30 protein-coding genes and 1 tRNA gene are annotated in these 24627 nt (G+C 64.6%); 19 read left to right on the forward strand and 12 right to left on the reverse strand.

Annotation, left to right across the window (positions count from 1 at the left end):
• Positions 1-64 precede the first annotated feature (64 nt).
• Positions 65-361: a hypothetical protein gene (locus tag EGH24_RS03795; protein WP_142978849.1), complete on the reverse strand. Its 297-nt coding sequence runs from the start codon at positions 359-361 to the stop codon at positions 65-67.
• Positions 362-455: 94 nt separating this feature from the next.
• Here EGH24_RS03795 and EGH24_RS03800 point away from each other — a divergent pair.
• A tRNA-Gln gene (locus EGH24_RS03800) sits at positions 456-528 on the forward strand.
• Positions 529-748: 220 nt separating this feature from the next.
• Positions 749-1186 carry a hypothetical protein gene (locus EGH24_RS03805; protein WP_142978850.1) on the forward strand — a complete coding sequence of 146 codons (438 nt, stop codon included), beginning with the start codon at positions 749-751 and terminating at the stop codon, positions 1184-1186.
• A gap of 10 nt (positions 1187-1196) precedes the next feature.
• On the opposite strand, the gene EGH24_RS03810 is transcribed toward EGH24_RS03805, so the two are convergent.
• On the reverse strand, positions 1197-2402 hold the full coding sequence (locus EGH24_RS03810; protein WP_142978851.1) for a PQQ-dependent sugar dehydrogenase: 1206 nt from the start codon (positions 2400-2402) through the stop codon (positions 1197-1199).
• 76 nt (positions 2403-2478) lie between these two features.
• Positions 2479-3315 (reverse strand): hypothetical protein, encoded by an 837-nt coding sequence (locus tag EGH24_RS03815; RefSeq protein WP_142978852.1) that lies wholly within the window; start codon positions 3313-3315, stop codon positions 2479-2481.
• Positions 3316-3538: 223 nt separating this feature from the next.
• Here EGH24_RS03815 and EGH24_RS03820 point away from each other — a divergent pair, with 223 nt between their 5' ends.
• The gene (locus EGH24_RS03820; RefSeq protein WP_142978853.1) at positions 3539-3865 is read left to right on the forward strand and encodes a nuclear transport factor 2 family protein; all 327 of its coding nucleotides are present in this window, start codon (positions 3539-3541) and stop codon (positions 3863-3865) included.
• 92 nt (positions 3866-3957) lie between these two features.
• The gene (locus tag EGH24_RS03825; protein WP_142978854.1) at positions 3958-4437 is read left to right on the forward strand and encodes an RNA-binding protein; all 480 of its coding nucleotides are present in this window, start codon (positions 3958-3960) and stop codon (positions 4435-4437) included.
• Between the two features lie 39 nt (positions 4438-4476).
• Here EGH24_RS03825 and EGH24_RS03830 read toward each other — a convergent pair whose 3' ends face one another.
• Positions 4477-5190 carry a DUF1028 domain-containing protein gene (locus EGH24_RS03830; RefSeq protein WP_142978855.1) on the reverse strand — a complete coding sequence of 238 codons (714 nt, stop codon included), beginning with the start codon at positions 5188-5190 and terminating at the stop codon, positions 4477-4479.
• A gap of 143 nt (positions 5191-5333) precedes the next feature.
• Here EGH24_RS03830 and EGH24_RS03835 point away from each other — a divergent pair, with 143 nt between their 5' ends.
• Positions 5334-5684 carry a cell division protein SepF gene (locus EGH24_RS03835; RefSeq protein ID WP_142978856.1) on the forward strand — a complete coding sequence of 117 codons (351 nt, stop codon included), beginning with the start codon at positions 5334-5336 and terminating at the stop codon, positions 5682-5684.
• Between the two features lie 76 nt (positions 5685-5760).
• Here the strand turns inward: EGH24_RS03835 and EGH24_RS03840 are convergent, their stop codons facing one another.
• The gene (locus tag EGH24_RS03840; RefSeq protein WP_142978857.1) at positions 5761-6750 is read right to left on the reverse strand and encodes a PrsW family intramembrane metalloprotease; all 990 of its coding nucleotides are present in this window, start codon (positions 6748-6750) and stop codon (positions 5761-5763) included.
• An 83-nt stretch (positions 6751-6833) separates the two neighbouring features.
• A complete protein-coding gene (locus EGH24_RS03845) occupies positions 6834-7682 on the reverse strand; it encodes a translation initiation factor eIF-2B (RefSeq protein WP_142978858.1) in 849 nt (282 codons plus the stop codon).
• Between the two features lie 115 nt (positions 7683-7797).
• Between EGH24_RS03845 and EGH24_RS03850 the strand changes: the two genes are divergently transcribed.
• Together EGH24_RS03850 and EGH24_RS03855 are read left to right on the forward strand one after the other, a co-directional pair.
• Entirely contained in the window at positions 7798-9594 is a 1797-nt protein-coding gene (locus tag EGH24_RS03850; protein ID WP_142978859.1) for a HEAT repeat domain-containing protein, read from the forward strand.
• A gap of 69 nt (positions 9595-9663) precedes the next feature.
• Entirely contained in the window at positions 9664-10038 is a 375-nt protein-coding gene (locus tag EGH24_RS03855; RefSeq protein ID WP_142978860.1) for a hypothetical protein, read from the forward strand.
• Here the strand turns inward: EGH24_RS03855 and EGH24_RS03860 are convergent, their stop codons facing one another.
• Both EGH24_RS03860 and EGH24_RS03865 read right to left on the reverse strand, forming a co-directional pair.
• The gene (locus tag EGH24_RS03860; RefSeq protein WP_142978861.1) at positions 10039-11499 is read right to left on the reverse strand and encodes an RtcB family protein; all 1461 of its coding nucleotides are present in this window, start codon (positions 11497-11499) and stop codon (positions 10039-10041) included. It lies immediately after the preceding gene.
• Between the two features lie 291 nt (positions 11500-11790).
• Positions 11791-12939, reverse strand: coding sequence for a DoxX family protein (locus tag EGH24_RS03865; protein WP_142978862.1), 1149 nt, complete (start codon positions 12937-12939; stop codon positions 11791-11793).
• A gap of 97 nt (positions 12940-13036) precedes the next feature.
• Here EGH24_RS03865 and EGH24_RS03870 point away from each other — a divergent pair, with 97 nt between their 5' ends.
• The 8 genes from EGH24_RS03870 to EGH24_RS03905 all read left to right on the forward strand — a co-directional run bounded on the left by EGH24_RS03870 (position 13037) and on the right by EGH24_RS03905 (position 18682).
• The gene (locus EGH24_RS03870; RefSeq protein ID WP_142978863.1) at positions 13037-13513 is read left to right on the forward strand and encodes a GNAT family N-acetyltransferase; all 477 of its coding nucleotides are present in this window, start codon (positions 13037-13039) and stop codon (positions 13511-13513) included.
• A 142-nt stretch (positions 13514-13655) separates the two neighbouring features.
• Positions 13656-13946 (forward strand): 50S ribosomal protein L21e, encoded by a 291-nt coding sequence (locus EGH24_RS03875; protein ID WP_142978864.1) that lies wholly within the window; start codon positions 13656-13658, stop codon positions 13944-13946.
• On the forward strand, positions 13947-14303 hold the full coding sequence (locus tag EGH24_RS03880; RefSeq protein WP_142978865.1) for an RNA polymerase Rpb4 family protein: 357 nt from the start codon (positions 13947-13949) through the stop codon (positions 14301-14303).
• A 66-nt stretch (positions 14304-14369) separates the two neighbouring features.
• The gene (locus EGH24_RS03885) at positions 14370-14966 is read left to right on the forward strand and encodes a DUF655 domain-containing protein (protein WP_142978866.1); all 597 of its coding nucleotides are present in this window, start codon (positions 14370-14372) and stop codon (positions 14964-14966) included.
• Between the two features lie 60 nt (positions 14967-15026).
• Entirely contained in the window at positions 15027-15893 is an 867-nt protein-coding gene (locus EGH24_RS03890) for a 16S ribosomal RNA methyltransferase A (protein ID WP_142978867.1), read from the forward strand.
• Positions 15886-16515: a HemK2/MTQ2 family protein methyltransferase gene (locus tag EGH24_RS03895; RefSeq protein WP_142978868.1), complete on the forward strand. Its 630-nt coding sequence runs from the start codon at positions 15886-15888 to the stop codon at positions 16513-16515. The genes EGH24_RS03890 and EGH24_RS03895 overlap by 8 nt, the downstream gene beginning before the upstream one ends.
• Positions 16516-16592: 77 nt before the next feature.
• On the forward strand, positions 16593-17612 hold the full coding sequence (locus EGH24_RS03900) for a 5-methyltetrahydropteroyltriglutamate--homocysteine methyltransferase (RefSeq protein ID WP_142978869.1): 1020 nt from the start codon (positions 16593-16595) through the stop codon (positions 17610-17612).
• Positions 17609-18682 (forward strand): methionine synthase, encoded by a 1074-nt coding sequence (locus EGH24_RS03905; RefSeq protein WP_142978870.1) that lies wholly within the window; start codon positions 17609-17611, stop codon positions 18680-18682. Before EGH24_RS03900 ends, EGH24_RS03905 begins: the two co-directional genes overlap by 4 nt.
• 50 nt (positions 18683-18732) lie before the next feature.
• Here EGH24_RS03905 and EGH24_RS03910 read toward each other — a convergent pair whose 3' ends face one another.
• From EGH24_RS03910 to EGH24_RS03925, 4 genes are all read right to left on the reverse strand, one after another.
• Positions 18733-19254 (reverse strand): hypothetical protein, encoded by a 522-nt coding sequence (locus EGH24_RS03910; RefSeq protein ID WP_142978871.1) that lies wholly within the window; start codon positions 19252-19254, stop codon positions 18733-18735.
• Between the two features lie 60 nt (positions 19255-19314).
• Complete coding sequence (locus tag EGH24_RS03915) at positions 19315-19659, reverse strand: DUF5615 family PIN-like protein (RefSeq protein WP_142978872.1); 345 nt, start codon at positions 19657-19659, stop codon at positions 19315-19317.
• A 2-nt stretch (positions 19660-19661) separates the two neighbouring features.
• Positions 19662-19967, reverse strand: coding sequence for a DUF433 domain-containing protein (locus tag EGH24_RS03920; RefSeq protein ID WP_142978873.1), 306 nt, complete (start codon positions 19965-19967; stop codon positions 19662-19664).
• Between the two features lie 101 nt (positions 19968-20068).
• Positions 20069-21052, reverse strand: coding sequence for a DMT family transporter (locus EGH24_RS03925; RefSeq protein WP_142978874.1), 984 nt, complete (start codon positions 21050-21052; stop codon positions 20069-20071).
• A gap of 38 nt (positions 21053-21090) precedes the next feature.
• Here EGH24_RS03925 and EGH24_RS03930 point away from each other — a divergent pair, with 38 nt between their 5' ends.
• Genes EGH24_RS03930 through EGH24_RS03945 form a run of 4 tightly spaced genes read left to right on the forward strand, consistent with a single transcriptional unit; the run spans position 21091 to position 24626 of the window.
• Positions 21091-21288: a hypothetical protein gene (locus EGH24_RS03930; RefSeq protein ID WP_142978875.1), complete on the forward strand. Its 198-nt coding sequence runs from the start codon at positions 21091-21093 to the stop codon at positions 21286-21288.
• Positions 21285-22091, forward strand: a complete 807-nt coding sequence (locus tag EGH24_RS03935) for a helix-turn-helix transcriptional regulator (protein ID WP_142978876.1) — start codon at positions 21285-21287, stop codon at positions 22089-22091. Before EGH24_RS03930 ends, EGH24_RS03935 begins: the two co-directional genes overlap by 4 nt.
• Positions 22088-23038: a carbohydrate kinase family protein gene (locus tag EGH24_RS03940; protein ID WP_185903226.1), complete on the forward strand. Its 951-nt coding sequence runs from the start codon at positions 22088-22090 to the stop codon at positions 23036-23038. Before EGH24_RS03935 ends, EGH24_RS03940 begins: the two co-directional genes overlap by 4 nt.
• A 58-nt stretch (positions 23039-23096) precedes the next feature.
• Entirely contained in the window at positions 23097-24626 is a 1530-nt protein-coding gene (locus EGH24_RS03945) for a hypothetical protein (protein WP_142978878.1), read from the forward strand.
• Position 24627 lies beyond the last annotated feature (1 nt).

Consider the following 24627-nt stretch of genomic DNA (forward strand, 5'->3'; position numbering starts at 1 on the left):
TTTGCGGTGGTTGCATACAGCCCCGAGGGCCGTCGAGGTCGTTGCCGGCAGTCGAATCCTGTTGCTATTCCGCGTTCCGATTCAATCGCTGCCGCCCGATGCCGACGCCCCCGATGAGCAGGCCCGCCGCTATCAGTCCGGCTCCGGCGGTCACCAGTGGCTGGACGCTGAACGTGTTACAGCCGTCGGTGTAGCTCACCGACAGCGACGCGCTGTCGACGCCGACTAGGGAGTACGACGGCTCGTGGTCGTCACAGGCAACGTCTGTGCCCCCGGCCGTCGCACCGAACGCGACCGCCGACAGCGTCGCCAGCAAGAGGCCAAGCGTAAGCAGGAGGACGCCGACGCGTTGCAATCCCATGGGTGATCCCTCACTGCGGAGCTATATGGGTGCTGGGTTCGGGAGTCGGCGAAAAGAAAGGACTAATGTAATCGACACCCCGAGGTACAATCGCAGTCCCGTGGTGTAGTGGCCAATCATATGGGCCTTTGGAGCCTATGACGGCGGTTCGAATCCGCCCGGGACTATCTTCTGCGAGCGATAGCGAGCAGTAGTCGTCACGACGCGGATTCGAAACAGGGAGCAACTTCGCTGCGACCGTAGTTCGAATCCGCCCCGATATCACGACGCTGTCCGTGTAATCAGCCCCAGCATCCAGATCTATCTCCTGCTCGCAACGACTCCGCGACTCGCCATTTCACTTCGGTTACAATATCTATATATTAGTTTGTCACATCTTCACACACGATGGTGTCGCAACCACCGGACGATGTTCCGCCACCGGGGGCTCTCGGTTCGGACTCCAATCTCACGAAAATAGGGCTTCTACTGTGGGTGGCTGTCGGGCTCCTGTTCGCGGTGTTTCTGTTCACCGATGTAGGCGGCTCACAAGTCGAATCAACGTTTGCGACCGTTTTCGGATTGGGTGCAGCCGTGCTGATAGCACTCCTTCTCGGGGCCGTCGTCTATCAGATCCTCAAACGATTGAACCTCGTCGGCGGGCTGTTAGCGAACGTGTTCTGGGGCATCCTCCTGTCGCTGACACTCCCGCTTGTTGGATTCTTCCTGATTCAGGAGCTGGGCCTGCTGAGTGGGTCGGTTGTCGGTGATATGGTCGACGCGCTGCCGATCAACGACCGAACGAGAAGCACGATCGGACCGATTCTGGAGTTGTTGCGGGGATAGGTCGCCGCGTTCACTTAGGAGCGATCCGCAAAATCGGCGCGTCGCCGGCGTCGACAGCGACGTACAACGCGTCATCGGGGCCGACGACAACGTCTCGAATCCGTCGATTGAACTCGGCTAATAGCGGTGCTTCCTCGCTCACCTCGTCGCCATCGACCGCTAGATGAACGATGTCCTGTGTGACCAACCCACCGACGAAGAGGTCGCCCTGCCACTCCGGGAACGCCTCGCCGTCGTAGAACGTCATCCCGCTCGGCGCGGGGCCGTCGGCTCCGCAGGGCCACCCGAAAACCGGGGCGATCACGTCGTCGCGGTCGTCGTGGCTGACGCCGATCTCCTCACCTGTAACGTAGGTACAACCCTCGTCAGCGACGGGCCAGCCGTAGTTACCGCCGCGCTCGATTCGGTTGATCTCGTCGCCGTCGGACTCGCCGAACTCGCTTTCCCAGATCGCGCCGGTTTCTGGGTGTACGTCGATGCCCTGTGCGTTCCGATGGCCGTAACTGTAGATCGCGTCGCGGGCGTCCGGGTCGTCGACGAAGGGGTTATCCTCTGGAATCGAGCCGTCAGGTCGCAGTCGCAGGGTCGTTCCGAGATCGTTGCTCAGATCTTGGGCGAAATGATCGGGGCCGAAATCCTTCGATTGGCGGTCGCCGACCGTCATATACAGCAAGCCGTCGGGCCCGATGGCGACGCGGGAGCCGTAGTGACCGCCGGAATCGACGTAGGGTTCGGCGGTGTACAGCACCTCGAAGTCGGACAGCCGGTCGTCGTCACCCGCGCCGGTGAGTCGCCCGCGACCGAGTCGGGTCGTCGTTTCGCCGCTGTCGTTGGCGACAGCGTAGGTGAGATACGCCCACTCGTCGTCGGGGCCGAGCGTCACATCGAGGAGGCCGCCCTGTCCGGCGGGCTCGACTTCGGGGATGCCGTCGATTTCGGTCGTCGAGCCGTCGGCGAGGTCGACGCGCAGGAGCCGCCCAGCGTCGCGTTCGGTGACCAGCAGCGATTCGCCGTCCGATCGGAACGCCATCGCCCACGGGAACGCCAGCCCGTCGGTGACCGTTTCGAGACTCGCGCTTTCGGGGAGGCCGTTGCTGTCGCTGCTGTCGCCGGCCCCGTCGCCACTGTTACCACCGCTGCCGACTCCACCGAGACAGCCGGCTACGGTGCCACTGACGGCGACGCCGAGGGCGGCGAGATAGCTCCGTCGCTCCATTGGTTGGCGGTGCTTTGCTCGCTCGCCGCAAAATCCTGCCGGCTCGGTCGCCCTCTTGCTCGCTTTCTAGGGACCATCAGGCCGTATCCTCGACGGTCGAGGTTGCGAAGTTGCCGTCGGCGTCGGTTCCTCTAACCGTGAGCGTGTACCGTTGGCCGCTCTGCACCGTGTAGCCGGCGTTCGGTTCGACCACTTCCGCCGGATTTCCTTTCGGCGAATACTGGGCCGTCGGTTCGAGCGTGACCGTCTTCTCACCGACGAGCGTCCCGTTCGAGCCACCCTCTCGTACCTCGTAGGCGACTTCGACGAGGTCGTCGTCATCGTCGTTGTCCCGGATGTCGACGTTCCTGATTTCGAAGACGTTGCCGCGGTTGCCTTGGGGGAGGGCCGCGGTGAAATCCGGGTCGATGACGGGTTTCTGGATCACTACTGCACCGGTAACGTTGCCGACTTCTGCCTCGACGCTGCCGGTTGTTTCGACGGTGAACCGATCCCCGTTCGCGGTGACGGTGTAGCCGATCGTCCCCGTCGTCTTCGCCGTAATATCGACGATGCCGCTGTTTCCGCTTCCCAGCGTCACCGTCACCGAACAGCCTTCCTCGCCCTCGTTGTCATGAAGCGCCCCCTCGCTGCAGTTCGACAGCGCGACCGTGTAGCTCACGGATTCGGGGGCGTTGTTAGTGAGTTCGACCATCGGGTTCCGCACGTTCCGTTTGACTGGCCCTTGGTCGACGATGCCGACTAATGCGTTGTTGTCGTCGACACCGATCCCGAAGAGCCGCCGCGCACTGACCTGATCGTACGCGCCCGCGGCCGTCACGCCCAGCAGGCCCCCGCCGGCGATCAACAGGAGGGCTGCGCGGCGGCTGAGCTTCCCCGAATCGTCCCACTTGTCGCTGCTTTTCGGGACCATCGCTACACCCTCGTGTCGGGCCGCTCAGCCCTGACTCTCGACCCGGTCGCTGCCGCGGGGCCGACGCGGATCGTGGTCCGGCTGCGGCGAGTGCCGGATAGTCGTCGCTTCGTACTCATTCCCGTCTAGTAGGCGGTCCCTACGGTTAGTCGTTCGTATTATCGGGGATGTCGTCCGCTCCGAGTGCCACAACCGCTTTGCGACCGGCGGCCGAGATGCCGCTATGGAGCGGGCCGACCGCGTCAGCGAATACTACCGCTGTCTCGACGACGACGAGTACGACACCCTGTGCTCGCTGCTCGACCCCGACTTCGTCCAGCGTCGCCCCGATCGCTCGTTCGACGACCGCGAGGCGTTCGTCTCGTTCATGGCCGACGAGCGGCCGGTGACGGACACGACCCACGAGGTCGTCGCGCTCTGTGAATCTACGGCCGGCCTCGCGGCCTACGGCGAACTGCGTGGTCCCGACGGCGACACCCTGTTCGAATTCATCGACGTGTTTCAGTTCGCTGCCGACGGCCGAATCGCAGCACTCGATACGTACTCGTAGCGCGTCGCCGCCGCGATCGTCGCCGCTGCCGCGGCCCCCGGCTGCCACAACGGAACGGTCGATTTATTCGCCCCGCGGGCATCCGCTCGCGTATGCAAGTCAAATCCCGACACCATCTCCGCAGTGACGCCATCGCCGACCTCCAAGAGTCGCTGGCGGACTCGCTCGGCGTCGACCTCACGGGCGACAGCTTCGAGTTGGTCGAACTCGACGGCACCGAGTTCGATATCGTCCTCGTCGACGGCGACAAACTCGTCGCCTACGTCGACGACGAACCGTTCCTCACCGTGCAGGGCGCAAACGAGTTCCCCCCACAACACGGCGTCGTCACCGTCGACGAGGGCGCGGTCTCCTTCGTCTCCAACGGCGCGGACGTGATGCGGCCCGGCATCGTCGAGGCTGACGACGGCATCACCGCCGGCGACCTCGTCGCTATCGCCGAGGAAACCCACGGCAAAGTGCTGGCCGTCGGCCGGGCGAAAACCGATAGCGACGACATGGTCGGCGACTCCGGCAAGGTCGTTGACTCGATCCACCACGTCGGCGACGACCTGTATTCCTTCTCAGTCTGAGCGGTCTGTTACCGTTTCGTTGCCCCCACTTCTTGTGCGTTACTCAGGTCTGTTCGCTTCGATATCTTCGGCCGAGGCATACTCGGATAACATCTGCTCGTAGCCCAACATCGCGCCCTCGTAGGTCCGTTTGAGGTCGGCGATCGGCGTCTCGCTGGCATCGACACGGAGATCGTTGTAGAACCGCCGGTACGGCGTCGATTCTGTCGTGACGACCGTGACCGCCGCGCTCTGCACCGAGAGGGCCTCGCGCTTGTCGCCGCCGGCCGCGTGGCCGGCTTCCAGCGCGTCGATCAACCGCTCCGCGAGTGGTCGGTCGCCGAAGGCACTCGCTTCGTAGGCGTCGGCGGTTTCCCGAACGACGGCTTCGTCGGTGAGGAGGTTGCCGGCGACGGTGTAATGATCGCCGTCGTATTCGCCGATCGCGCCGACACACGAGTCGCCGGTGACGACGACGCTGTCCTCGCGGTCGACGCCGTGAATTTGGCGGTTGCGCCGCTGTTCGGGCGCGTCGGCGTTGAGCAGGGCGGCCACCACGTCGTCGATAGCGAGGCCGTCGTCGAGGTAGTCGAGCGCGCGCTCGCCGAGGTCGGGATCGACGTGGCTCTGGATCGCCAGCGCGCCGGACTCACCGACGAACGGACAGAGCGCGCCGACGCCCGGCAGCCGCGTCGTCACCGCCACGCCGAAGCGGTAGGCCCGCTCGTCGGCGTCAGTCCGGTAGGGCTCCCGGACACAGATGCTGAAGGTCATACCGGTGGCTCACGCTGCAGGCCCAAAACCTCACTGTCGCCGGCGACGCGGCGAACCGCTGTGCCGCCGTGTGACCTGCTAGGACCTCACCCTGACGGGTGTCTGACGTAAGAACTAATGGCGAACCACTCCCTGGATACCCTATGGGAATAATGAGCAAGATCCTCGGCAGTGGCGGAGAGCGTACGGCCTCTGATTACGTCGAACTCGACATGGAAGACGTCGAACCTGCGGGCGGCGGCGCGGGCATGTCGGTCCGGATCGCCGAAATCAGCGGGAAACAGGACGTCATCGACATCAAAGACGCCATCTACGACGGCGACCTCGTCATCGCCGACATCACCCGTCACAGCACGAGCGACCGCACCATCGAACACATCATCGATGAACTCCGACAGGTCTCGAAGGAAGTCGACGGCGACATCGTCCAGAAGGGCGACGACCAGCTCATCATCACGCCGACCGGCATCAGCATCGGCCGCGAGAAGCTGTAACCGACGCCGTCCCCGCAGTCCCCGCTTTCCTCTCCAGTACAGCCCGCCTAGCGGTGAGTACCGCTGTGGCGGATCGTTATGCTGGCTTTTCGACAGCCCCAGCGTCGGTTTCGTTGTACGTTCGGCGGTACCGCCAGAGCTTCCGCAGCAGATAGAAGCCGAAGACCGCATCGAAGATGACGACGTAGATGAGGAAGCCGCCGATCTGCGGCAGCCCCGTGATCGACGTGATGAGGTACGAGCCGGATGCGACCGTCGAGTTGTAGGTCGCGTGGATCGCCGCCGCGATCAACAACCCCTTGACGACGATCGGGCCGCTGTTTTCGGGGTTGAACTTCGCCAACCCGAGGTAGTAGCCCGCTGTCGCCGAGTAGATGACGTGGCCCGGCCCGGCCAGCGCGCGGATCGCCGTGATGTCGCCGCCGGTCGTGAGTGCCGTTATCCCGATCGTCAACTCCGCCAACTCGCCGCTTTCGGAGAGTTGCCGCAGAATGTACAGCGAGTTCTCGATCGTCGCAAACCCGAGGCCGGCGATCGCGCCGTAGACCGCGCCGTCGACGACGGCGTCGAACCGGGCGTCGGTGTAGGCATACAGCCGGACGGCCAGCAGCTTCACCGTCTCCTCGCCCGGGCCGACGATCAGGAAATAAAACAGCGGGAGGCCGATAACCCCGAGCGGCTCGAAGAACTGCTGGGCCGCAGTGTTGGCTAAGGCGGCGAACGTCGCAAACAGAATCGACAGGAGAAACGTCGTCACGAGCAACGACAGCGGTTCCCGCGTCGTCACGTCGGAGTAATAGACGTACGTTGTCAGTCCCGCCGCGGGGACGACCGACAGCACGGTAAGCATGCCGACGGCGGGCTCGCTGATCGCGGCCAGCCCACCGATGGCGACGAGGATGCCGAGGGCGATGAGGACGACGATCCACTTCGCGCCACGGATCAACAGCCAGTGGAGCGCGACCGCCGCGCCGTCGATGGAGGTGCGTTCCTCCCAGTCGGCGATATCGTAGAGGTCACGCGAGCCATCGGCGGCCGATTCGACCGGATCCCGCGACTCGTCCATGCTACCCCTTCGTGAGCGGCCCGTAAGGGCTTCTCGATTGTGGCAGGTACAACGCCGACGCCGTCGCCATCGCGCGCCGGCGACTACAGGTCGTGGACGCCGGTGTCGGTGATGAGCTTATCCACTAATTCGACCGGCGTCGCGTCGTAGGAGGGGTTTTCAATGGTAATTCCCTCGACGGGTTCGAGCATGACCTCCTCGGGGGCGCGGAACTGGTTTTCGAAGGCGAAGCCGTCCTTGATGACTTTCGCGCCGGAGCCGACGACGACGACCTCGACACCGAGTTTCTGGGCGGTCGCCGCCAGCGGGAGTGTCCCGACGCGATTGTAGAGCGTGTCGTCGACGATACAGTCCATCCCGATGACGACGCGGTCACACTCCGGGAGGTAATGCCCCATCGCGTTGTCGACCATGAGGTGTGGGTCAACGGGATCGATCTCCGCCAACATGCGGGCCGTTCCGCGACCGATGTAGCGCGGGCGGGTTTCCTTGACGTAGGCCGTGAGTTGCGTGCCCGCATCCGCCGCGGTTTCGACGGCTGACAGCGCGGTCGAGGAGAAGTCGTGAGTCATGAACGTCTCGCCGTCGTCGAACGTATCGGCGGCGTTCTTGGCGGCGCGTTTCTTTCCCGTCTCGATGTCGTCGATGACCCGGTCGATCATATCGCGGGTCAGCTCCTTCGACTCCTCGACTGTATCGGCGGCATCGACGACGGCACGCTGGACGGCCCAGACAGCGTTGTGGAGAGAAGCGTGTGAGGGATTGGCCCGGCGGAGCGCGCCCGCGTTGCGTTCGAGGTCCAACTCGAACTCGTCGACAGAGGCGTACTCCCGGTCGAGTAGCTCCGAGAGCGCTTCTGTCGCCTTGATGGCGATAGTCGAGGAGCTGTGGGAATGCATCCCCTGAATCTCCTCGACGGTCTCGTTAATCATACCCGGACGTTGGCGTCTCGGGCCTAATGTGTTGCGGGCGAGGCCGACCTCGCGCTCCTCGAACGGCGGCCGAAGACTTTTGCGCTACGCCATCCAGTACCATACCAACCGCCAGATGCCATCCGACCCGTCTGCTACCGATCCAGCCTGCTGTCTTTGTGGTGATGCCGTCTCGTGGGCACCGACTCCGGGCACGCCTGACGACACCACGGCGACACCGGCTTCCGGGCAGTCCGCTCCGCCGAGTGACGACGCTGCCATCACGTTCGCCCGCCCGCAGCGACGCCCGCGGTCAGCCGTGCCGAATCCGGTCTGTCGATCCTGCGCCGAAGCCGCCGAGACCACCGATGGCGAGCCGATCGATGGACTCCCAACCGCACCGCCCGCGGACGACGAGTTCGAACTAACGCCGTACGCCGATGGCCCGAATCCGGTCATCGTTGACGGCGCGCGCTGTTGGCGGACCGGGACCGCTGACTGCTGGCAACTCTCTCGGGAGGCCGTCGCCTGTGACTCCGTCCGCGAGTTCATCCGCCGCCACACTGACAGCGACGGCGCGGCAATTGAGTGGTTCGCGCCCGACCCGACCGGCTTGCCGCTGCAGATTCGAATGGAACCCGACAGCGCGCCCGGACTGACCGCGTTTTTCGAACAGTTCGGTCCCGCAACCGCGTTCCGCGTCGACTTCGCTGCGGCGGCGACGCCGAGCGCGCCCAACGATTGCCCGCTCGTCGATCCCCACCGCGTGCCGACTGCGGAAGTCGCCCCCGACGCGCCGCCGACCTTTGAGGCGACGACGCTTGAATCCGAACCGCGGCGACTCCGCTTCCAGTTGCCGGCGATCAAACAGGTTCGCGTCGTCGAAGAGCCGTCGCGCCCGTCGCTTGACGAGCAGGAGCCAGCAGTGCGTGTCAGCCACTACCGGACGCTGGCCGAAACCGCGCCCGGCCTCGTCAATCCGGCCGACATCGAGCCGTTGTTGACGGCGTCGGCTCCCCGGGTCAGATTTGACGCGGTGCGGACGTTCCGGACGCTGCTGACCGCCGAGCCGTCGGCCGGGCTGTCTGCAGTGGATTCACTCACCGACCGACTCGACGACCGGCAGTTGACCGCGCTGACTGCGGTGCGGTGTCTGCTCCGAATCGCCGAAGAGTATCCGGCGGCCGTCGCCGACAGCACGCCCGCGGTGAGCGACGTGGTCGACAGCGGGAGCGCGCTGCTCGATACGGCGGCGACACGACTGCTGTTGTATATCGCCGAACACGATCCGGCGGCCGCGTTGGATGCGACACCCGCGCTTGCCTCGTTGTTGTCGCCAACGCCGACCCGCCCGCGCCGGCAGGCGTTAGCGACGGTCGGCGTGTTGGCCGAGCCCTATCCCGAGGAGATACGGCCGCTGGTACCGCAGCTCTGTTCGCTGTTGCGGACTGACGACACGCAGTACCGGATCAGCAGCACGGCCGCCCTCGGCCGCGTCACCGCCGAGTACCCCGATGCCGCGACGCCGGCGGTGCCGACGCTGCTCGATCAACTCACCGCGGCCGACGCCGAACTCCGCGGCAACGCGGTCGGCGTGCTGGGTGATATCGCCCGCGGCTTCCCGATGGATATCGCGCCTTACACCGAAGAGATCGGCCCGCTGTTGGGCGATGAGGATCCGACCGTCCGGTCGAACACCGCTGGCACGCTCGCCCGCGTTGCCAACGACGATCCGCGCCACGTCCTGCCCTACGTCCCGGCACTGATCGACCTCTTGGACGACAGTTGGACGCGCAGCCGAGTGCATGCCTGCTGGGCGTTGGGCTACTGCGGCGACAGCGATGCGACGGCCGCGCTCAGCGATATTCGCCACACCGACCCCAGCGAGGCCGTCCGTGACCGGGCGGCGTGGGCACTCGACCGCATTGAGTGAGTCGGCTGTCTCGAACGTGCCGCCGCGGCGCGCAAAGCCCTCAATAGCGTCGCCGCCCAACGGAGAGTAATGAGTTTCACCGTCACCTACTACTGTCCCCATTGCGAGGCCCTCGTCGAACTCGAACGCGAGGGATACCTCGACGATAAGGCCGTCACGCCGTACCCCTTCGAGGGCTGGTCGTACGTCACGCCGGAGGACCCATTCGAGGATGAAGACGGCGTCGACGGCGTCGAATTCACCTGCGGCGAGGACGGGACGCTGCGGGACGGCGAAACCGGCTGTGGCGAATCGTTCTATCTCAGTTTCGTCAAATTCGAAAACGGCCGCGAGATCGATCCGCGGCAACCGAGCGAACGCGTCGAGCTCGCAGACGACGGGCCGTCGACGCCGAAGGGTCCGAGCGGTCCATCTGGCCCGGGCTCCGGCGGCTTCTGGTCGTAATCAGCCTTTGATGTTGCAGACCGGCACCGTGCGGGCGACGGGGTCGGCGAGGTCGAGGGCCTCCGAGACGGCGACAACGTCGTCGATGTCCTTGTAGACGCCGGGGGCCTCCTCAGCGATGGTTTCGCCGTCCTGGGCTTTGATGTAGATCTGCTGTTGGTCGCGCAGGTCGGTTTGCACGTTGCTCGCGCCGTACTCGCGTTTGGCCTGCGTGCGACTCATGATCCGGCCCGCGCCGTGGGCCGTCGAGCCGAAGCTTTCGGCCAGCGACCCACTGCCCCCGCGGAGGACGTAGCTGCCGGTCCCCATGCTGCCGGGAAGCAGGACGGGCTGCCCCACGTCGCGGTAGGCTCGCGGCACCTCCTCGCGGCCGGCCGGGAACGCCCGCGTCGCGCCTTTCCGGTGGACGTAGAGTTCCCGATCCTCGCCGTCGACATCGTGGACCTCTTTCTTGGCGATGTTGTGGGCGACATCGTAGAGGAGTTCCATCTCCATGTCCTCCCACGAGCGGTCGAAGGCGCGCTCGAATACCTGCCGCGTTCGGTGGGTGAGCAGCTGGCGGTTGACCCACGCGAAGTTGATCGCCGCGCCCATGGCACCGTAGTACGCCTCGGCCACCTCGCTGCCCGCGGGCGCGGCCGCGAGGTTGTCGTCCGGGAGGTCGGCGTTGAACTCGGCGTGTTCTTCGGTGATTCGGTTGACGTAGTCCTTGCAGACTTGGTGGCCGAGCCCGCGACTCCCGCAGTGGATCATGACGACGATCTGGTCCGGTTGGAGGCCGTAGGCGTCGGCCACGTCGTCATCGAAGATTTCGGTGACGCGCTGGACTTCGAGGAAGTGGTTCCCGGAGCCGAGGCTCCCGATCTGGTTTTTGCCGCGGTTCTTCGCGTCCTCGGAGACGAACGCGCTGTCGGCGTCGGGGCGACGGCCTTCATCCTCGCAGTGCAGCATGTCTTCGCGGGTCGCGTAGCCCTCTTCGACTGCCCAGTCGAGCCCGCGGTCGAGGATTTCGGTGACGGTCTCGACGTCGGTTTCGACGACGCCGCCGTGACCGATGCCGGTCGGGATGTTGGCGAACAAGGTGTTAACGAGTTCTTCCTCTCTGCCGCGGAGNTCGTCGTANGTGAGATTTGTNCNNATCATCCGGACGCCACAGTTTATGTCGTATCCGACCGCTCCGGGCGAAATACAGCCGTTCTCGGCGTCGATACCTGCGACCCCGCCGACCGGGAAGCCGTANCCNTGGTGGCCGTCNGGCATACANAGNGCGTGGGTCGTCATTCCCGGGAGGTGGGTAGCGTTCGTGATTTGGTTGAGCGTGTCGTCGTCGCCGATCTGGTCAAGGAGGGCTTCGCTGGCGAGGAGCCGCGCGGGCACTCGCATCTCGCCTTCTGGGGGTATCTCCCAGACGTGCTCCCGGACGCGGTGCAGCCGGTAGCCGTTGATCTCGCGTGTGGTCATGGCTGTGGGTGGGCTGTGGAGCCGAAAGAGCGTTGCGTCCGATACGCGGACGATATTTGCTCTATCGCCGATTCACTATCCCCTTAGAAAGCCCTCAACGCGCTCGACTCCCGGGACTCGTTGCGCTCCTCGTTCGCTTCGCTCACTGCGGTGCTTACGTCGTCCGGGTTCGCCGAGCGCGTTTCGCCCTTTCAGTCCGCCAGGCGCGGCAGTTGATTCAGTTCTCTCAAGAAGGGTGGATGGCTGGTCGAGACGCAACTCAGTTGCCAGCGAGAAAGACGTTGCGGCGGCTTAGTCGCCGCTGACAGATTCGTCAGCAGTCGCCGGGTCGCTTTGTTCACCGTTCTCGCGGGCGACGACTTGAGCCGCGGAGTCGAATCGCGTTTTGAGCCAGCGGTCAACCGAGTACGGGCCGCCGCCGGTGATCAGCAGGGCCGACACGAGGCCGAACAGCGAGATGTGGGCGACGACCGGGTCGTCCGGGAGGCCGAACAGCGTCGTCACGAACAGCCCGAAGGCGACCAGCGAGAACCCGCGCGTGAACGCGCCGACGATGAACATCACGCCGACGAGGGCCTCAGTCAGCCCCGCGCCGATCACCCAGAGCTCCGGCGCGACGGGGACGACCGCCGTGAGGTCGTATTTAGCGACGACGGACAACGCCTCGCCGGGCCGCAGTAGCTTCTGGGTGATTCCGAGGTAGACGAACGCGATGCCGATCCCGACGCGGAGCAGCGTCGGCACCAACTCAGTGTAGGGCTCGATCCGCTCGGCGAAGGGGACAGCGACCCGCCGATAGAAGGGGTCGAAATCCGAGTAGAGCGTCCGATCGTCGTTCGCCATCCGTGCGATCAGTTCGTCCGCGCTCGGTCGGCCGCCGCCGAGCAGGGCGATCGCCAGCAATCCGGGGACGTACTCGAAGGCCAACAACAAGCCCGGTTCGGCGGGTAACACGGCCAGATAGATCAACAGCGTCGTCACGGCGACGACGCGTGTTGCGAGGCCGAACAGCAGGAGGAACCCGACGCTGATCCCGAAGAGTCGGAGGACGGTCGGATACGGCAGTTGGACCGAGGGGCTGAAGAAGTAGCCGCCGAAGCCCGCGCCGATCATCGGCATCCCCATGCTCAGCCGGAAGAGCCACGGCAGCAGATCGCGGTAGTCGTCCATGATTTCTCGGAAGGCAGCGATGTCGGCCGGGAACGGTCGCACAAGGAGATAGCCGGCGATCCCGGCGACGATAGCGACGAAGCCGCCGAGCAGGACGGCAATGATGAACGGCGTGGTGAACGCTTCGATGAGGAACTGGGCGACATTTGCGGGCTGGGAGTCTTCCGGGCGGACGTACTCGATGTGGGCCGTTGCCGGTCCGACAAAGGCCACGAGGAGGGCTGTCAGTGTGAGACAGCCACCGAGGAGTCGATTGCGGCTGGGGGTCATATTCGCCATTATGACTGATGGGCTCCTAATTGCACCGGTCGGAACAGGGGGTAGTCGGACGGAGGAATTAATACTCTCGTCGGCCATAGGGATGATAGTGAGCGTCAATCTCGAACGACGGCGCGACGGCCCGGGTGACACCGAGTACGTCGAGCGCGCCTGGCGGCTGAAAGAGCGCATCCACAACCAAGAGGGCGTGCTCAAACAGCGACGCGGCTTCTTCGTCGATGCCTACCGGCGATCGACGACGCTGCTGTACTTCGAGGACCGGGAACTCGTCGCCTTCGGCTCGGCCCGACGCGACGGCTATATCCTCTTTTTGGCTGTCGCCCCCGAAGCTCGCGGACAGGGCTACGGCGAACGGCTGGTCGCCGAGATCGCCGACGACCACCAAACGATCACCTGCCACGCTCGGACGACGAACAAAGCGGCCCTCGGTTTTTATCAACACCTCGGCTTTCAGGTCGATCGTCGGATCGAAAACTACTATGAAGACAACGGCGACGCCTATTATCTCAAACTCGGCGAGGAAGACGGCATTCGCCAGCGGCTCTCTGAGTTCCTACGTCGGTAGCGACGGCCTCAGCGCGGTCGCTGCCGTGGCGGTACGTCAGCACGGTCGTTGCCGGGCGATTCGTCCCCGTATGTGACTCGCTGCCGCGAGCGCGACGGAACGCACCTTTTATACGCTGACACACGTAAGCCGAGGTACTACTATGCCAAGTTCCAATGGGCCGCTGACCGGAACGCGCGGAAAGCTCTCGAACGATCCACGCGACGGCGGGACGTCGCCGCCGCAGCGCGCTGTCACCGAATTCGAGGAGGGCCAGAAGGTCCACCTCAAAATCGACCCCAGCGTTCCTGAGGGTCGCTTCCACCCTCGATTCAACGGCCACACCGGCGAGGTCACCGGCGAACAGGGTAGTGCCTACACCGTCAGCATCGTCGACGGCGGGAAGGAAAAGACGGTGATCGCCCGGCCGGCCCACCTGCGCGCTCAAAAGTAGATGACGATCTTCAAGGAAAAAATCGACGAGGAGTACGTCACCATCTCCGAGGTGAAAACGCTCCTCAACGACGTGGAGGCCGAACGCGCTGCCGACGAGGATCGGGACCTCCAGTACGAACTCGCTCGTGCCATCGAACACGTCAACCGCCACGCCGTCCTTGAGGCCGAGGAGTCCCGCGAACTCGTTGACCAACTCCTCGACCTCGAAAAGGTCAACGAGAAAATCGCCCACCGGATCGCGGACCTGCTGCCGCAGGACCGCACCGAACTCCGGGCGATCTACGCCAAAGAGCGACACACCCTCGACGGCGAGGAGCTCGACGAGATCCTCAACGTCGTCGCGCAGTACACCTGATCGGCAGCCGGGCCCCTTGGAGCGCGGAGCCGATTTTTTAAATAGCTTGTTTGCGTAGTCCACCCTATGTCTGACTCCGAGAACGGTAACGGCGACAGCGACGCCACCACACGCGAAGCCGTTGTTCTCGACTACCTCCCTCATGGTCGCCCCGACGACAACCGACCGCAGTACCAGAAGGACGCGCTCGCCTACGCGGTCGCCGTCGACGACTTCTCACTCCTGGAACTCACGTTGACCGACGAGGCCGACATCGGCATCGTCGACCGCGTCACGATTGGCGACGACGCCGACGACGCGATCATCGAGTCGGCCCGCGAGATCGAGTACGAGGACCTCTCGAATTCGGCGGTCTCGGAACTCGAATACGCCGTCGAGGCCATCGTCGAGGCCGAGGAAGACCGGTTCGTCGACTTCTACAACGACGCCCAGCCGATCACGCTCCGGCTCCACCAATTGAATCTGTTGCCCGGAATCGGCAAAAAACTCCGCAACAAGATCATCGACAAGCGGAAACGCCAGCCCTACGAGAGCTTCGAGGATCTCTCCGATCGGGTCGGCGGTCTCCACCGCCCGAAAGAGGTGATCGTCGAGCGCGTCCTCGAAGAGATCCGCGACGATGACCTGAAATACAAGACCTTCGCCCGCGACGACGAGGCCTGAGCCCTCCCCACGACGCCGCCGAAACGGGACGTTTAGGCCGCCCGCAGCAAACCCTGTAGCATGACTCGTTCCGAATCGCCCGGCAGCCGCGATCCCGACGCGCTGATCCGCCGGGCCGGCGACCGCGGCAACCCGGATTTCGACCAACACTTCCTCGTTGACGACCGCGTTGTCGACCGGATTCCGGGCTATCTGCCCGATACGGCCGACCGCAGCCATATCCTCGAAATCGGCGGCGGGCCGGGCGTCCTCACTGACCGCCTGCTCGCGGTTGCCGACCACGTGACCGTCATCGAACGCGATCCCACGTTCGCCGCCCACCTCCGCGAGGAGTTCGCCGACGCCATCGACGCCGACCGCCTGACCGTCATCGAGGGTGACGCGCTTGAGGTCGACCTCCCGGATGCGACCGCTTGTGTCTCGAATCTCCCCTACAGTGCGTCCAGCGAGATCGCGTTTCGATTGCTCCCGCTAGACATTCCGCTGGTCTTGATGTTTCAACAGGAGTTCGCCGAGCGGATGGTCGCCGCCGTCGGCGAGGACGACTACGGTCGGCTCTCGGTGAGTGCGCAACACTACGCCGACTGCGAGATCGTTGAATCGGTGCCGAACACCGCCTTCGATCCTCAGCCAGCGGTGCAGAGCGCGCTCGTTCGGCTGATGCCCCGAAAACCCGAGTACACCGTCGCCGACGAGGAATTCTTCCTCCGATTCGTCAAGGCGATCTTCACCCAACGCCGGAAGACGATCCGCAACGCGATCCGTAACACGGCTCACATCTCCGGGCTGGACGATGCCGACGCGGTCGTTGACGCGGCCGACGAAGACCTGCTCGGTCGGCGGGCTGGCAACGTCGCGCCCGCTGAGTTCGCCGCGCTCGCACAGACAGCGGTCGAACACGGCTTCGATGACTCCGACGATGGATAACGCCGATAGTGGCGACGAGACCGACGAAAGCGAGAGCGACAACGACCGCCCGTCGCTTGCCGAGCAGCGCGGTGTCGACGGTCACGTCTACCAGCCCGCCGAGGACTCCGCGTTACTGGCGAAAGCGGCCATCGACGACATGTCTGCACCAAATCGCGTCCTCGAAGTCGGCACCGGCTCAGGGTGGGTCGCCGAACAGGTCGCCAGCGAAACCGACGCCCGCGTCGTCGGCAGCGATCTCAACCCCCACGCGTGCCAGCAGGCCCGCGAGCGCGGGATCGAAGCTGTTCGCGCCGATCTGGTCGCGCCGTTTGCCCCCGACGAGTTCGACGCCGTCCTGTTTAATCCGCCGTACCTGCCGACCGACCCGGACAACGAGTGGGACGATTGGATGGAACACGCACTGTCCGGCGGGACCGACGGCCGGCGGCTCATCGTGCCGTTTCTCGACGATGTGGGCCGCGTGTTGACCGCGGATGGGGTGGTCTATCTGCTGGTCAGCAGCCTCACCGGCTATGAGATCGTCGTCGATCTCGCCGAGGGGGCCGGCTTCGAGACCGCTGAGGTCGCACAGGAATCGTACCCGTTTGAGGTGCTGTCGGTACTCCGGCTAACGCGGTGATCTCCCTCTCTAAAATTACTATAGGACATATTCTTACATAGTAAATATTAAGCAGCCGAATCACCAACGCTGAAGGGATGACTGAACGCGTTGCGACGACGACGGGGCTACTGCCCCTTCCTGACCCGGCTAAAGAGGAGCTCTCCGACCTCAAAGGCCACCAAAAGCACGATCTGATCTCCGGCACCGAACGCGAGGAGATCGCCAGTGCCTACGCCGAGTATCGCCGCGAAGTAATCGACGACCAGCAGTCCGCTGGCCTCGACCGTATCACTGAGGGGCAACTCCGGTGGGACGACATGCTCGCCCACCCGCTGACGACCCACGACAACGTCGACCCCAACGGGATCGTCCGCTACTACGACAACAACAATTTCTACCGTGATCCGCAGGTCCGCGGCGACCTCGACTTCTCGGGCGACGTGGCCGAAGAACTCGACGCCGCTGCCGACCTCGTCGACGACCCGGCCGACTCGCTGCAGGCCGTCCTGCCGGGCCCGTACTCGCTGTTCGACCTCGCTTCCGACGAGCACTACGGCGACGATGCCGAGTTCTTCGGGGCCATCGCCGACTTCCTCGCCGGCGAAGTCGAGGCGTTCCCGGATCACAAGACGCTCACGCTGCACGAACCCTCCCTCGTCGAGAACCCCCCGAACGAGGACCTCGTCGAACGGCTTGCCGAGGCCGTCGACACCGTTGCAGGCGAGACTGACGCCGACGTGGTCGTCCACACCTACTTCGGCGCGCTCGACGAGACGACCTACGCGCACCTGATGGACGCCGACGTGGAGGCACTCGGCTTCGATCTCGTCGCCGGCGACCGCGAGGACACGCTGTCGAACATCACCGAGTTCGGCACGAAGGACGCCGCCGCCCTCGGCATCGCCGACGGCCAGAACACTCTCGTCGAATCCGCCGACACGCTCAACGAGCGCGTCGAGTGGTTCGAGGATCAGATTCCGGTTCAGGAGTTCGACCGGCTCTACCTCTCAACAAACACGGAGCCGTTCTACCTGCCGGTGAACAAACACCTCGCCAAACTGGAGGCGATTGCCGCAGCGGCTGGCAACGTTGACGCCGAGGAGGTGACAGCATGAGCCGCCCCGTCGACAACCGCGCGCAGTTCCGTCCCGAGGACCACCCCAACGACAGCTTCCTGCTGACGACCGTCGTCGGCTCCTACCCCAAGCCGAAGTGGCTGAACCGCGCTGACGACCTCGTCGACGACCCCGACTCGAAGTTCAACGAGGAGAACCTCAAAGAGGCTCACGACGACGCCGCCCGCGTCATCACCCACGAACACGAACGCTGCGGGCTCGACACCGTCGTCGACGGCGAAGTCCGGCGCAACGAAATGGTCGAGTACTTCGCCGANCGNATCGACGGCTACGANTTNAANGGGCCNGTNAAGGTNTGGGGNCACAACTACTTCGACAAGCCNTCNGTCNCGNNNGANGTCGCNTACGANGANCCGTGGCTCGTCGACGAGTTCGAGTTCACNANCNACGTCGCCAGCAAGCCGGTCAAGGTGCCGATCACGGGACCGTACACGCTGGGTAACTGGGCGTTCAACGAGGCNTACGACNNCGAGGAGNNNNTNGNCTACGANCTCGCCGACCTCGTCAACNNNGAGATCGAGNNGCTCGTCGAGGCGGGCGCTCGCTACATCCAGATCGACGAGCCCGCGCTGGCGACGACGCCGGACGACCACGCAATCGTCGGCGAGTGTCTCGANCNNATCGTCNNCGGNATCGACGANGACGTNCGCATCGGCCTNCACGTCTGTTACGGCGACTACTCGCGCATCTACCCCGAACTCAACGACTACCCGGTCGATGAGGTCGATCTCGAACTCTGCAACGGCAACTACGAGCAGATCGAGGTGTTCAGCGAACCGGAGTTCGTGCCTGATCTCGCACTCGGCGTCGTCGACGTTCACACCGCCGAGGTCGAACCGGTCGACGAAATCAAGGAGAACATCAAACAGGGCCTGAAGATCGTGCCGCCGGAACGGCTCACGATCAGCCCCGACTGCGGCGTGAAACTCCTCCCGCGGGATGTCGCCTACGGCAAGATGGAGAACATGGTCGAGGCGACCCGGCAGGTCGAAGCCGAACTCGATAGCGGCGATATCGACCTCGAAGAGCCGGTGCCGACGGCCGACTAACGGTTGGAGCGCGAGTTTTTCCTTATTTGATCTGTTCTAAATTACCTTCACTAAGCATAAGCTAACCACAGCTGGATGCCTGCGAAAATAATCAGTACGATAGACGTGAATATGATTCCTTTCTGGAATTGCTTCGGACGCCTTACAGTCGCATCGTAGTGCGATTTATCCCACACACTGAACGCGCTTGTGGGACGAATTAGGTAGTCATCCCCACCGGGATTTAGTGACGATGGATGATTCTCATTGTTGACGTTGACACCACCCGAGATGGAAAAGCCGAGAACTGCATGCCCTTCATAAGTCAGCGGTTTTGCATCTACTGAAACGTTGGTTGACTCCCCTGGCGGAAGATCAGCACCTATCTCAACTTCCTCTGACCAGACTATGTTATCATCAATTTGTGTCCGGAGATGAACCGCCGTATCTGCAGTCCAAGTGTTGTCTGTGGTGTTATTAAATTCGACATCAATAGTGGGTTCTGTATCTGTCCACAATACTGGTGATGGTTCCTCGACAGGCTCTGCCGTAATTTCTAACCCATGTACTTCCTGAGTGTAGGAGACTGGCATATTATTGGTCAAGTTAGGTTTGAAAATCAAACTTTTTGTCGTCCGTTTCTTGCGCGCATTTCATAACCAGTCGGTCGTGATGTACGTCACTGTCTCCATCATCTCCCGATTGGGGAACGCGTCAATCACGCGCTGGATGATGTGATAGCATTCATGCGCCGGCAGTGACTGGTCTGGGATGTAGAACACGCCACTGTGTGCGTCGAGTTCCATCTCGACAAAATCGTCGTCGCTGGTGACGATGATCCGGTGTTCTTCGACGGCGTACCGACAAATCGTGGTGTCGTCAACTCCTTCGCCCAACTCGCTCACGTTGACGACACGCTCTACGTCGTGGCCTGCTTTGTCCAGTTTGGTCGCCAGCGCCGCCGCGATGTTCTCGTCGAGCAGCAACGACACCTGCATACCTACGAGTCCGGCAGCTCCTCGGGCCCGGTGATGATTCTCGGGTCGTCCGCTGCGGCGTCCTGACGCTCTCGACGGGTTTCTTCGACCGCCCGCATCTCTTCAGGATGGTCGTGATAGTAGGCCAAGGCGTGGTAGACCGCCGCAGCAGTGAGGTCGAACCGCTCGGCAACCGTCTGCGCGTCGAGCCCGCGCTCTTCGACCAGCGCGTGAATGTGGCTCACCGTGATTCGCCGGTCCCGAATGTGGGGCTCGTCGTGAATCTCCGACTCGTCACCGGAGACGACGGTGTTCATCTGCTTCGACATAATGTAGCGTACTGGTGCTGTGGCCTTCATTCTTTGCCGGTACATCGTCAGCTTCGGGTGCGTTGTGCGGTACAGAAGGTATCGTATGCCACTTCACGCGATTAGTGCCCGGATCGTAGCACGTCGCCACCGTCGAAGCCGTGCTCTCGAACCCACGCTCGCAGGCGGTGGCGACTCCGGCGGGCCAGCGGGGCCAACTCCGGCGCGCCGATGATCCCGAAGCCGACGACGATCACGCCGAAGCCGGCGACCGTCATCGCCGACAGGGACTCGCCGAGCAGGAGCCAGCCGCCGAGCGTGGCGACGACCGGGCTGACGTAGAAGACCAGACTCGACCGGGTCGCGCCGACCGCATCGAGCAGATTGAAATGCAGGATGTAGGCGAGCGCGCCGGCGAAGACGCCGAGGTAGGCCACCGACAGCAGGGCCGAGGCCGTCCACGTCGCCGCGGCGACCGACTCGCCGGTCGCCATGCTGAGCGCGTGCAGCAGGGCCGCGCTGACCGGGAGTGCCCACACGGTGCGGGCCGTACTCGACAGCCGCGGCGCGGAGCGGCGGATCAACACGGTCCCGAGTGCGAGGCTGACCGCGCCCGCGAGGACGATGGCCGCGCCGCCAGACAGCGTCGCCCGCAGCGTCGCCGGCGTTATCTCGATCACCATGCCGACGCCGACGAGGCCGACGAGCGTGCCGACCGCGCCGGTCGCCGAGAGCTGTTCGTCGCTGAGCAGGACGCCAGCCAGCAGCGGCGTGAAGATTGGTACGAGCGCGAAGAGGATCGCGCCGACGCCGCTGGTGACCGACCCCTGCCCGAGGAACAACAGCCCGTTACTGAGCCCGATGGCGAAGACGCCCGCCGCGAGAATCCCTGCGATGTCGCCGCGGGTCCGCGGCACGAGATCGGCCCAGTCGTGGGTGTAGAGGACGTACCCGCCGAGGACGAGTGCCGCGAGATCGAACCGGACCGCGACGAGCAGCAGCGGCGGCACGTCAGCGAGGCCGGCTTTCGCCGCGACGAACGTCCCACCGAACAGGATGCTCACGGCGAGGAAGGCCGCTGTCCAGCGGTGGTCGCTCAGACTCATCGGACCTCCAGCCCGTCGGAAGCGGGGGAAAACTGCGTGTGAAAGAGAGGATCGCTCATATCTATACTGAGGGGCCGAACCGGTATAAGCCAATCCAGAAACCGCTGCACGGCGGGACAATCGGTCGGTTCCTGACGGTTGTTCGCGCCGTGAATTCACTGCCGAATCCGACAGGATTTCACACCGTGAAAGACAGCGAAACCGACTTCCACGCCGGCCCGAAAGGAAAGCTATGAATCGGGTTCTTGAGGAAATGGAGTTCCTCGCGCGGTCGGCCAACCGCGGCGACGTGCTGACCGCGCTGACCGACGCGCCCCACGACCGCCAGGCGTTGGCGGCGGAGACCGGAGCCTCACAGCCGACGCTCGGCCGCATCCTCCGGGATTTCGAGGACCGCGACTGGGTCAGAGAGACGGACGACGGCTACACGGCGACGGCGACCGGCCGGCTCGTCGCCGCGGGGCTGACCGAACTCTCGGACTCGCTGGCTGCCGAACTCCACCTCAGAGAAATCAGCGAGTGGCTGCCGGCCGACGACCTCGGCTTCGACCTCCGGCGACTCGGCGAGGCGACGATCACCACACCCACACAGACCCGCCCGAGCGCGCCCGTCGGCCGCGTGATCGACCTCATTGAGGCCGCTGACCACGTCAGAATCCTCTCGCATGCGTTCAACGAGGCGACGCTGGCGGCGGTCGTCGAGTGGGTCGCCGACGGCGGCACCTTCGAGGGCGTGTTCTCGGCCGCGGCTATCGAAGCCGTCGCCGACGAGGCCGCGCTGGGCGAGCAACTCCGCCGATTGCAGGCCAGCGAGGGCGCGACGATCCGGATCGTCGAGGAGTCGGTCCCGCTGGCAGTGACGGTCGCCGACGACACGGTGAGTCTCCTGTTGCGCGACGAGCAGGGTCGGCTACAGGCAGCCGTCGACACCGACGACCCAGAGGTCACGGAGTGGGCAACGGACCTCCACGGTCGCTACTGGGCCGACGCGCGGCCGATCGCCGACAGCGACACCGATACCTTCGGAGACACGCCGTGACCATCCTCTGTGCGGGCCACATCAACTGGGACGTGACGATCCATGTCGACGGGCTCCCGGAGCCTGACGGCGAGGTACAGATCCAGCAGTTGATCCAGTCCGGCGGCGGCTCGGCGGCCAACGTCGCCGTCGGGCTGGTGGGCCTCGACGTGCCGGCGGCACTCTACGGCAGCGTCGGCGGCGACGACACCGGCGCGCTCGCCCTCCGGGAACTCGACCGCGCGGGCGTCGACTGCGGCCACGTCGTCATCGACCCGGAGACGACGACCTCGGTCAAATACCTCGTCGTCGACGCCGCCGGCGAGGTGATGGTCTTCTCCAACGAGGGTGCCAACGAATCGTTCCGGGCGGTCGATGTCGATAGCGACTTGCTTTCCGGCGTCGACCACCTCCACCTGACCGGCCAGTCCCCGGAGACAGCCTCGCTGTTGGCGATGTTGGCCAGCGATATGGGGCTCACCGTGAGTTTCGATCCGGGTCGCCGGATCTCCGAGCGGGCGTACGGCGACACGCTCGCGGCGACTGACCTGCTCTTCCTGAACGACCGCGAAGCCGCCCGCGCCGAGGCGGCAGGACTGCTGACACCGACCGATCCCAGCGACACGGTCGTCGTGGTCAAACACGGCGGCGAGGGTGCGGCTGTTCACACTCCAACCGGGCGCGTCTCACATCCGGGGTTCGCTATCGAGCCGGTCGATCAGACTGGGGCCGGCGACGCCTTCGCCGCGGGGTTCCTCGCGTCGGTGTTCGGCGGCGACGACTCGGCCGCTGACGGTCCGACCGGCGTGGATACGGTGTCGCCACCGCTCGACGACGCCGAGTGGTACAGCGACGCACTCGCGGTCGGCAACGCCTGCGGCGCGCTAGCGGCCGAATCGATGACCGCACGCACGGAGCTGTCGTGGGACGCGATCGAGGAGTTGTTGGCATCCCACCAGTCGGAGTGATCGACCCATCCGGCCAAGCTAGGTGGCTTCAAGGGGCTCGAAGTCACAGGGGCGGACGATGACAGAGTCCTCGCTGGCCGCCGCCGTCCGCGACGTACTGGCCGTCGACGCCGACTCGTTCCGGGCGGAAGCCGCGACCGACGCCGACTTCGTGCTGTCGGAGCTGAGCGACGGGACCTTCGACAACCACCAGTCGATCCTCGGCCTCGAATACGAGTTTTATGCGGTCTCCGAAAACCGCTGGAACCCGGACGACGGCGCCTATGGGCTGGCCCGCGTCCCGCGCCGCCTCCTTGAGCTGATCGGCTTCGAGAAGGAACTCGGCCTCCACAACGCCGAGATGACCGCGACGCCCCAGCCGTTCAACGCCGACGGCGTCCGCGCCATCGAGTCGGAGGTCCGCAGCCAACTCGCGGCCGCCCTCGACTGTAGCCGACCAGAAGGCCTGCGGCTCGTCAGCGACGGCCTCTGGACGATTCCGCCGACTGGCGAGACGGCTCGCGGTTATCTCTCCGATTGTGTCACCGACGACGGGATCCGGATCGCTACCAACATGACCGACGCCGTCCGGTATCACGCGATGGCCAACGGCGACCTCGGCGACACCTTCCGCGTCGAGGCCCCCCACGTCGATATTGCTGCCGAGACGCTGATGCCCGAGAGCCTGATCACGTCGATTCAGCCGCACTACCAGATGCAACAGGCGATGGACCTGCCGCGGTATTTCACCTACGCGCTGCGGCTCGCAGGGCCGCTGCTCGCGCTTGGCGTCAACGCGCCGTTCTTCCCGCCGGATCTCTACGCCGACGGCGTCGATCCCGACGACGTGCTCGCGGAGGGGTGGCACGAAAACCGAATCGCCGTCTTCGAGTCGGTGCTCAACACCGCCACCGAGACGGACAAGGTGGCGTTCCCCGAGGATATCGACTCGCTGGAGGATGCCATCAGCCGCGTCGTCGGCGACGAGGTCGTCGTCCCGATGGATGTCGACCGCGGCGACCGCTTCCACGACAACTTCGCCACGCTCCGCCGCAAGCACGGCACCTTCTGGCGGTGGGTACGCCCGGTCTTCGACGGCCCCTCGCGGTCGGCGGCCAACGCCAGAATCGAGTTCCGCCCCTTACCCGCCCAGCCGACCGTTCGGGACTCGATGGCCCTGACGGTCGCCTTCGCCGGCGCGATGGAGGGCCTGACGCGCACCGAACACCCGGTCGGCGACCTCCCGTGGGAGGCCGCCCGCGACAATTTCTACGCCGCGATGCGCAACGGGATCGACGCCGACATCGAGTGGATCCTCGCCGACGGCACCGAGACGACCGACAGCACCGCCGCGATCACCGACCTCTTGGATCACGCCGCCGAGGGCCTGCGCGCGGTCGGCCTCGACGACGACACGGTCGATGCCTACCTCCAACCGCTGATGTGGCGCGTCGACAACGAGTTGACGCCGGCGGGCTGGAAGCGCGAACAGGTGCGGCAGCGACTCGACGAGGGGGCTGCCTTCGACGAGGCGATCCACGGAATGCAGCGGGACTATATCGAGACGCAGTCGGAGACGCTGATCGACGGCGATTTCCGTGCTTGGTAGG

This window comes from Halonotius terrestris (assembly GCF_006861665.1).
In the GTDB taxonomy this organism is placed as follows: Archaea; Halobacteriota; Halobacteria; order Halobacteriales; family Haloferacaceae; genus Halonotius; species Halonotius terrestris.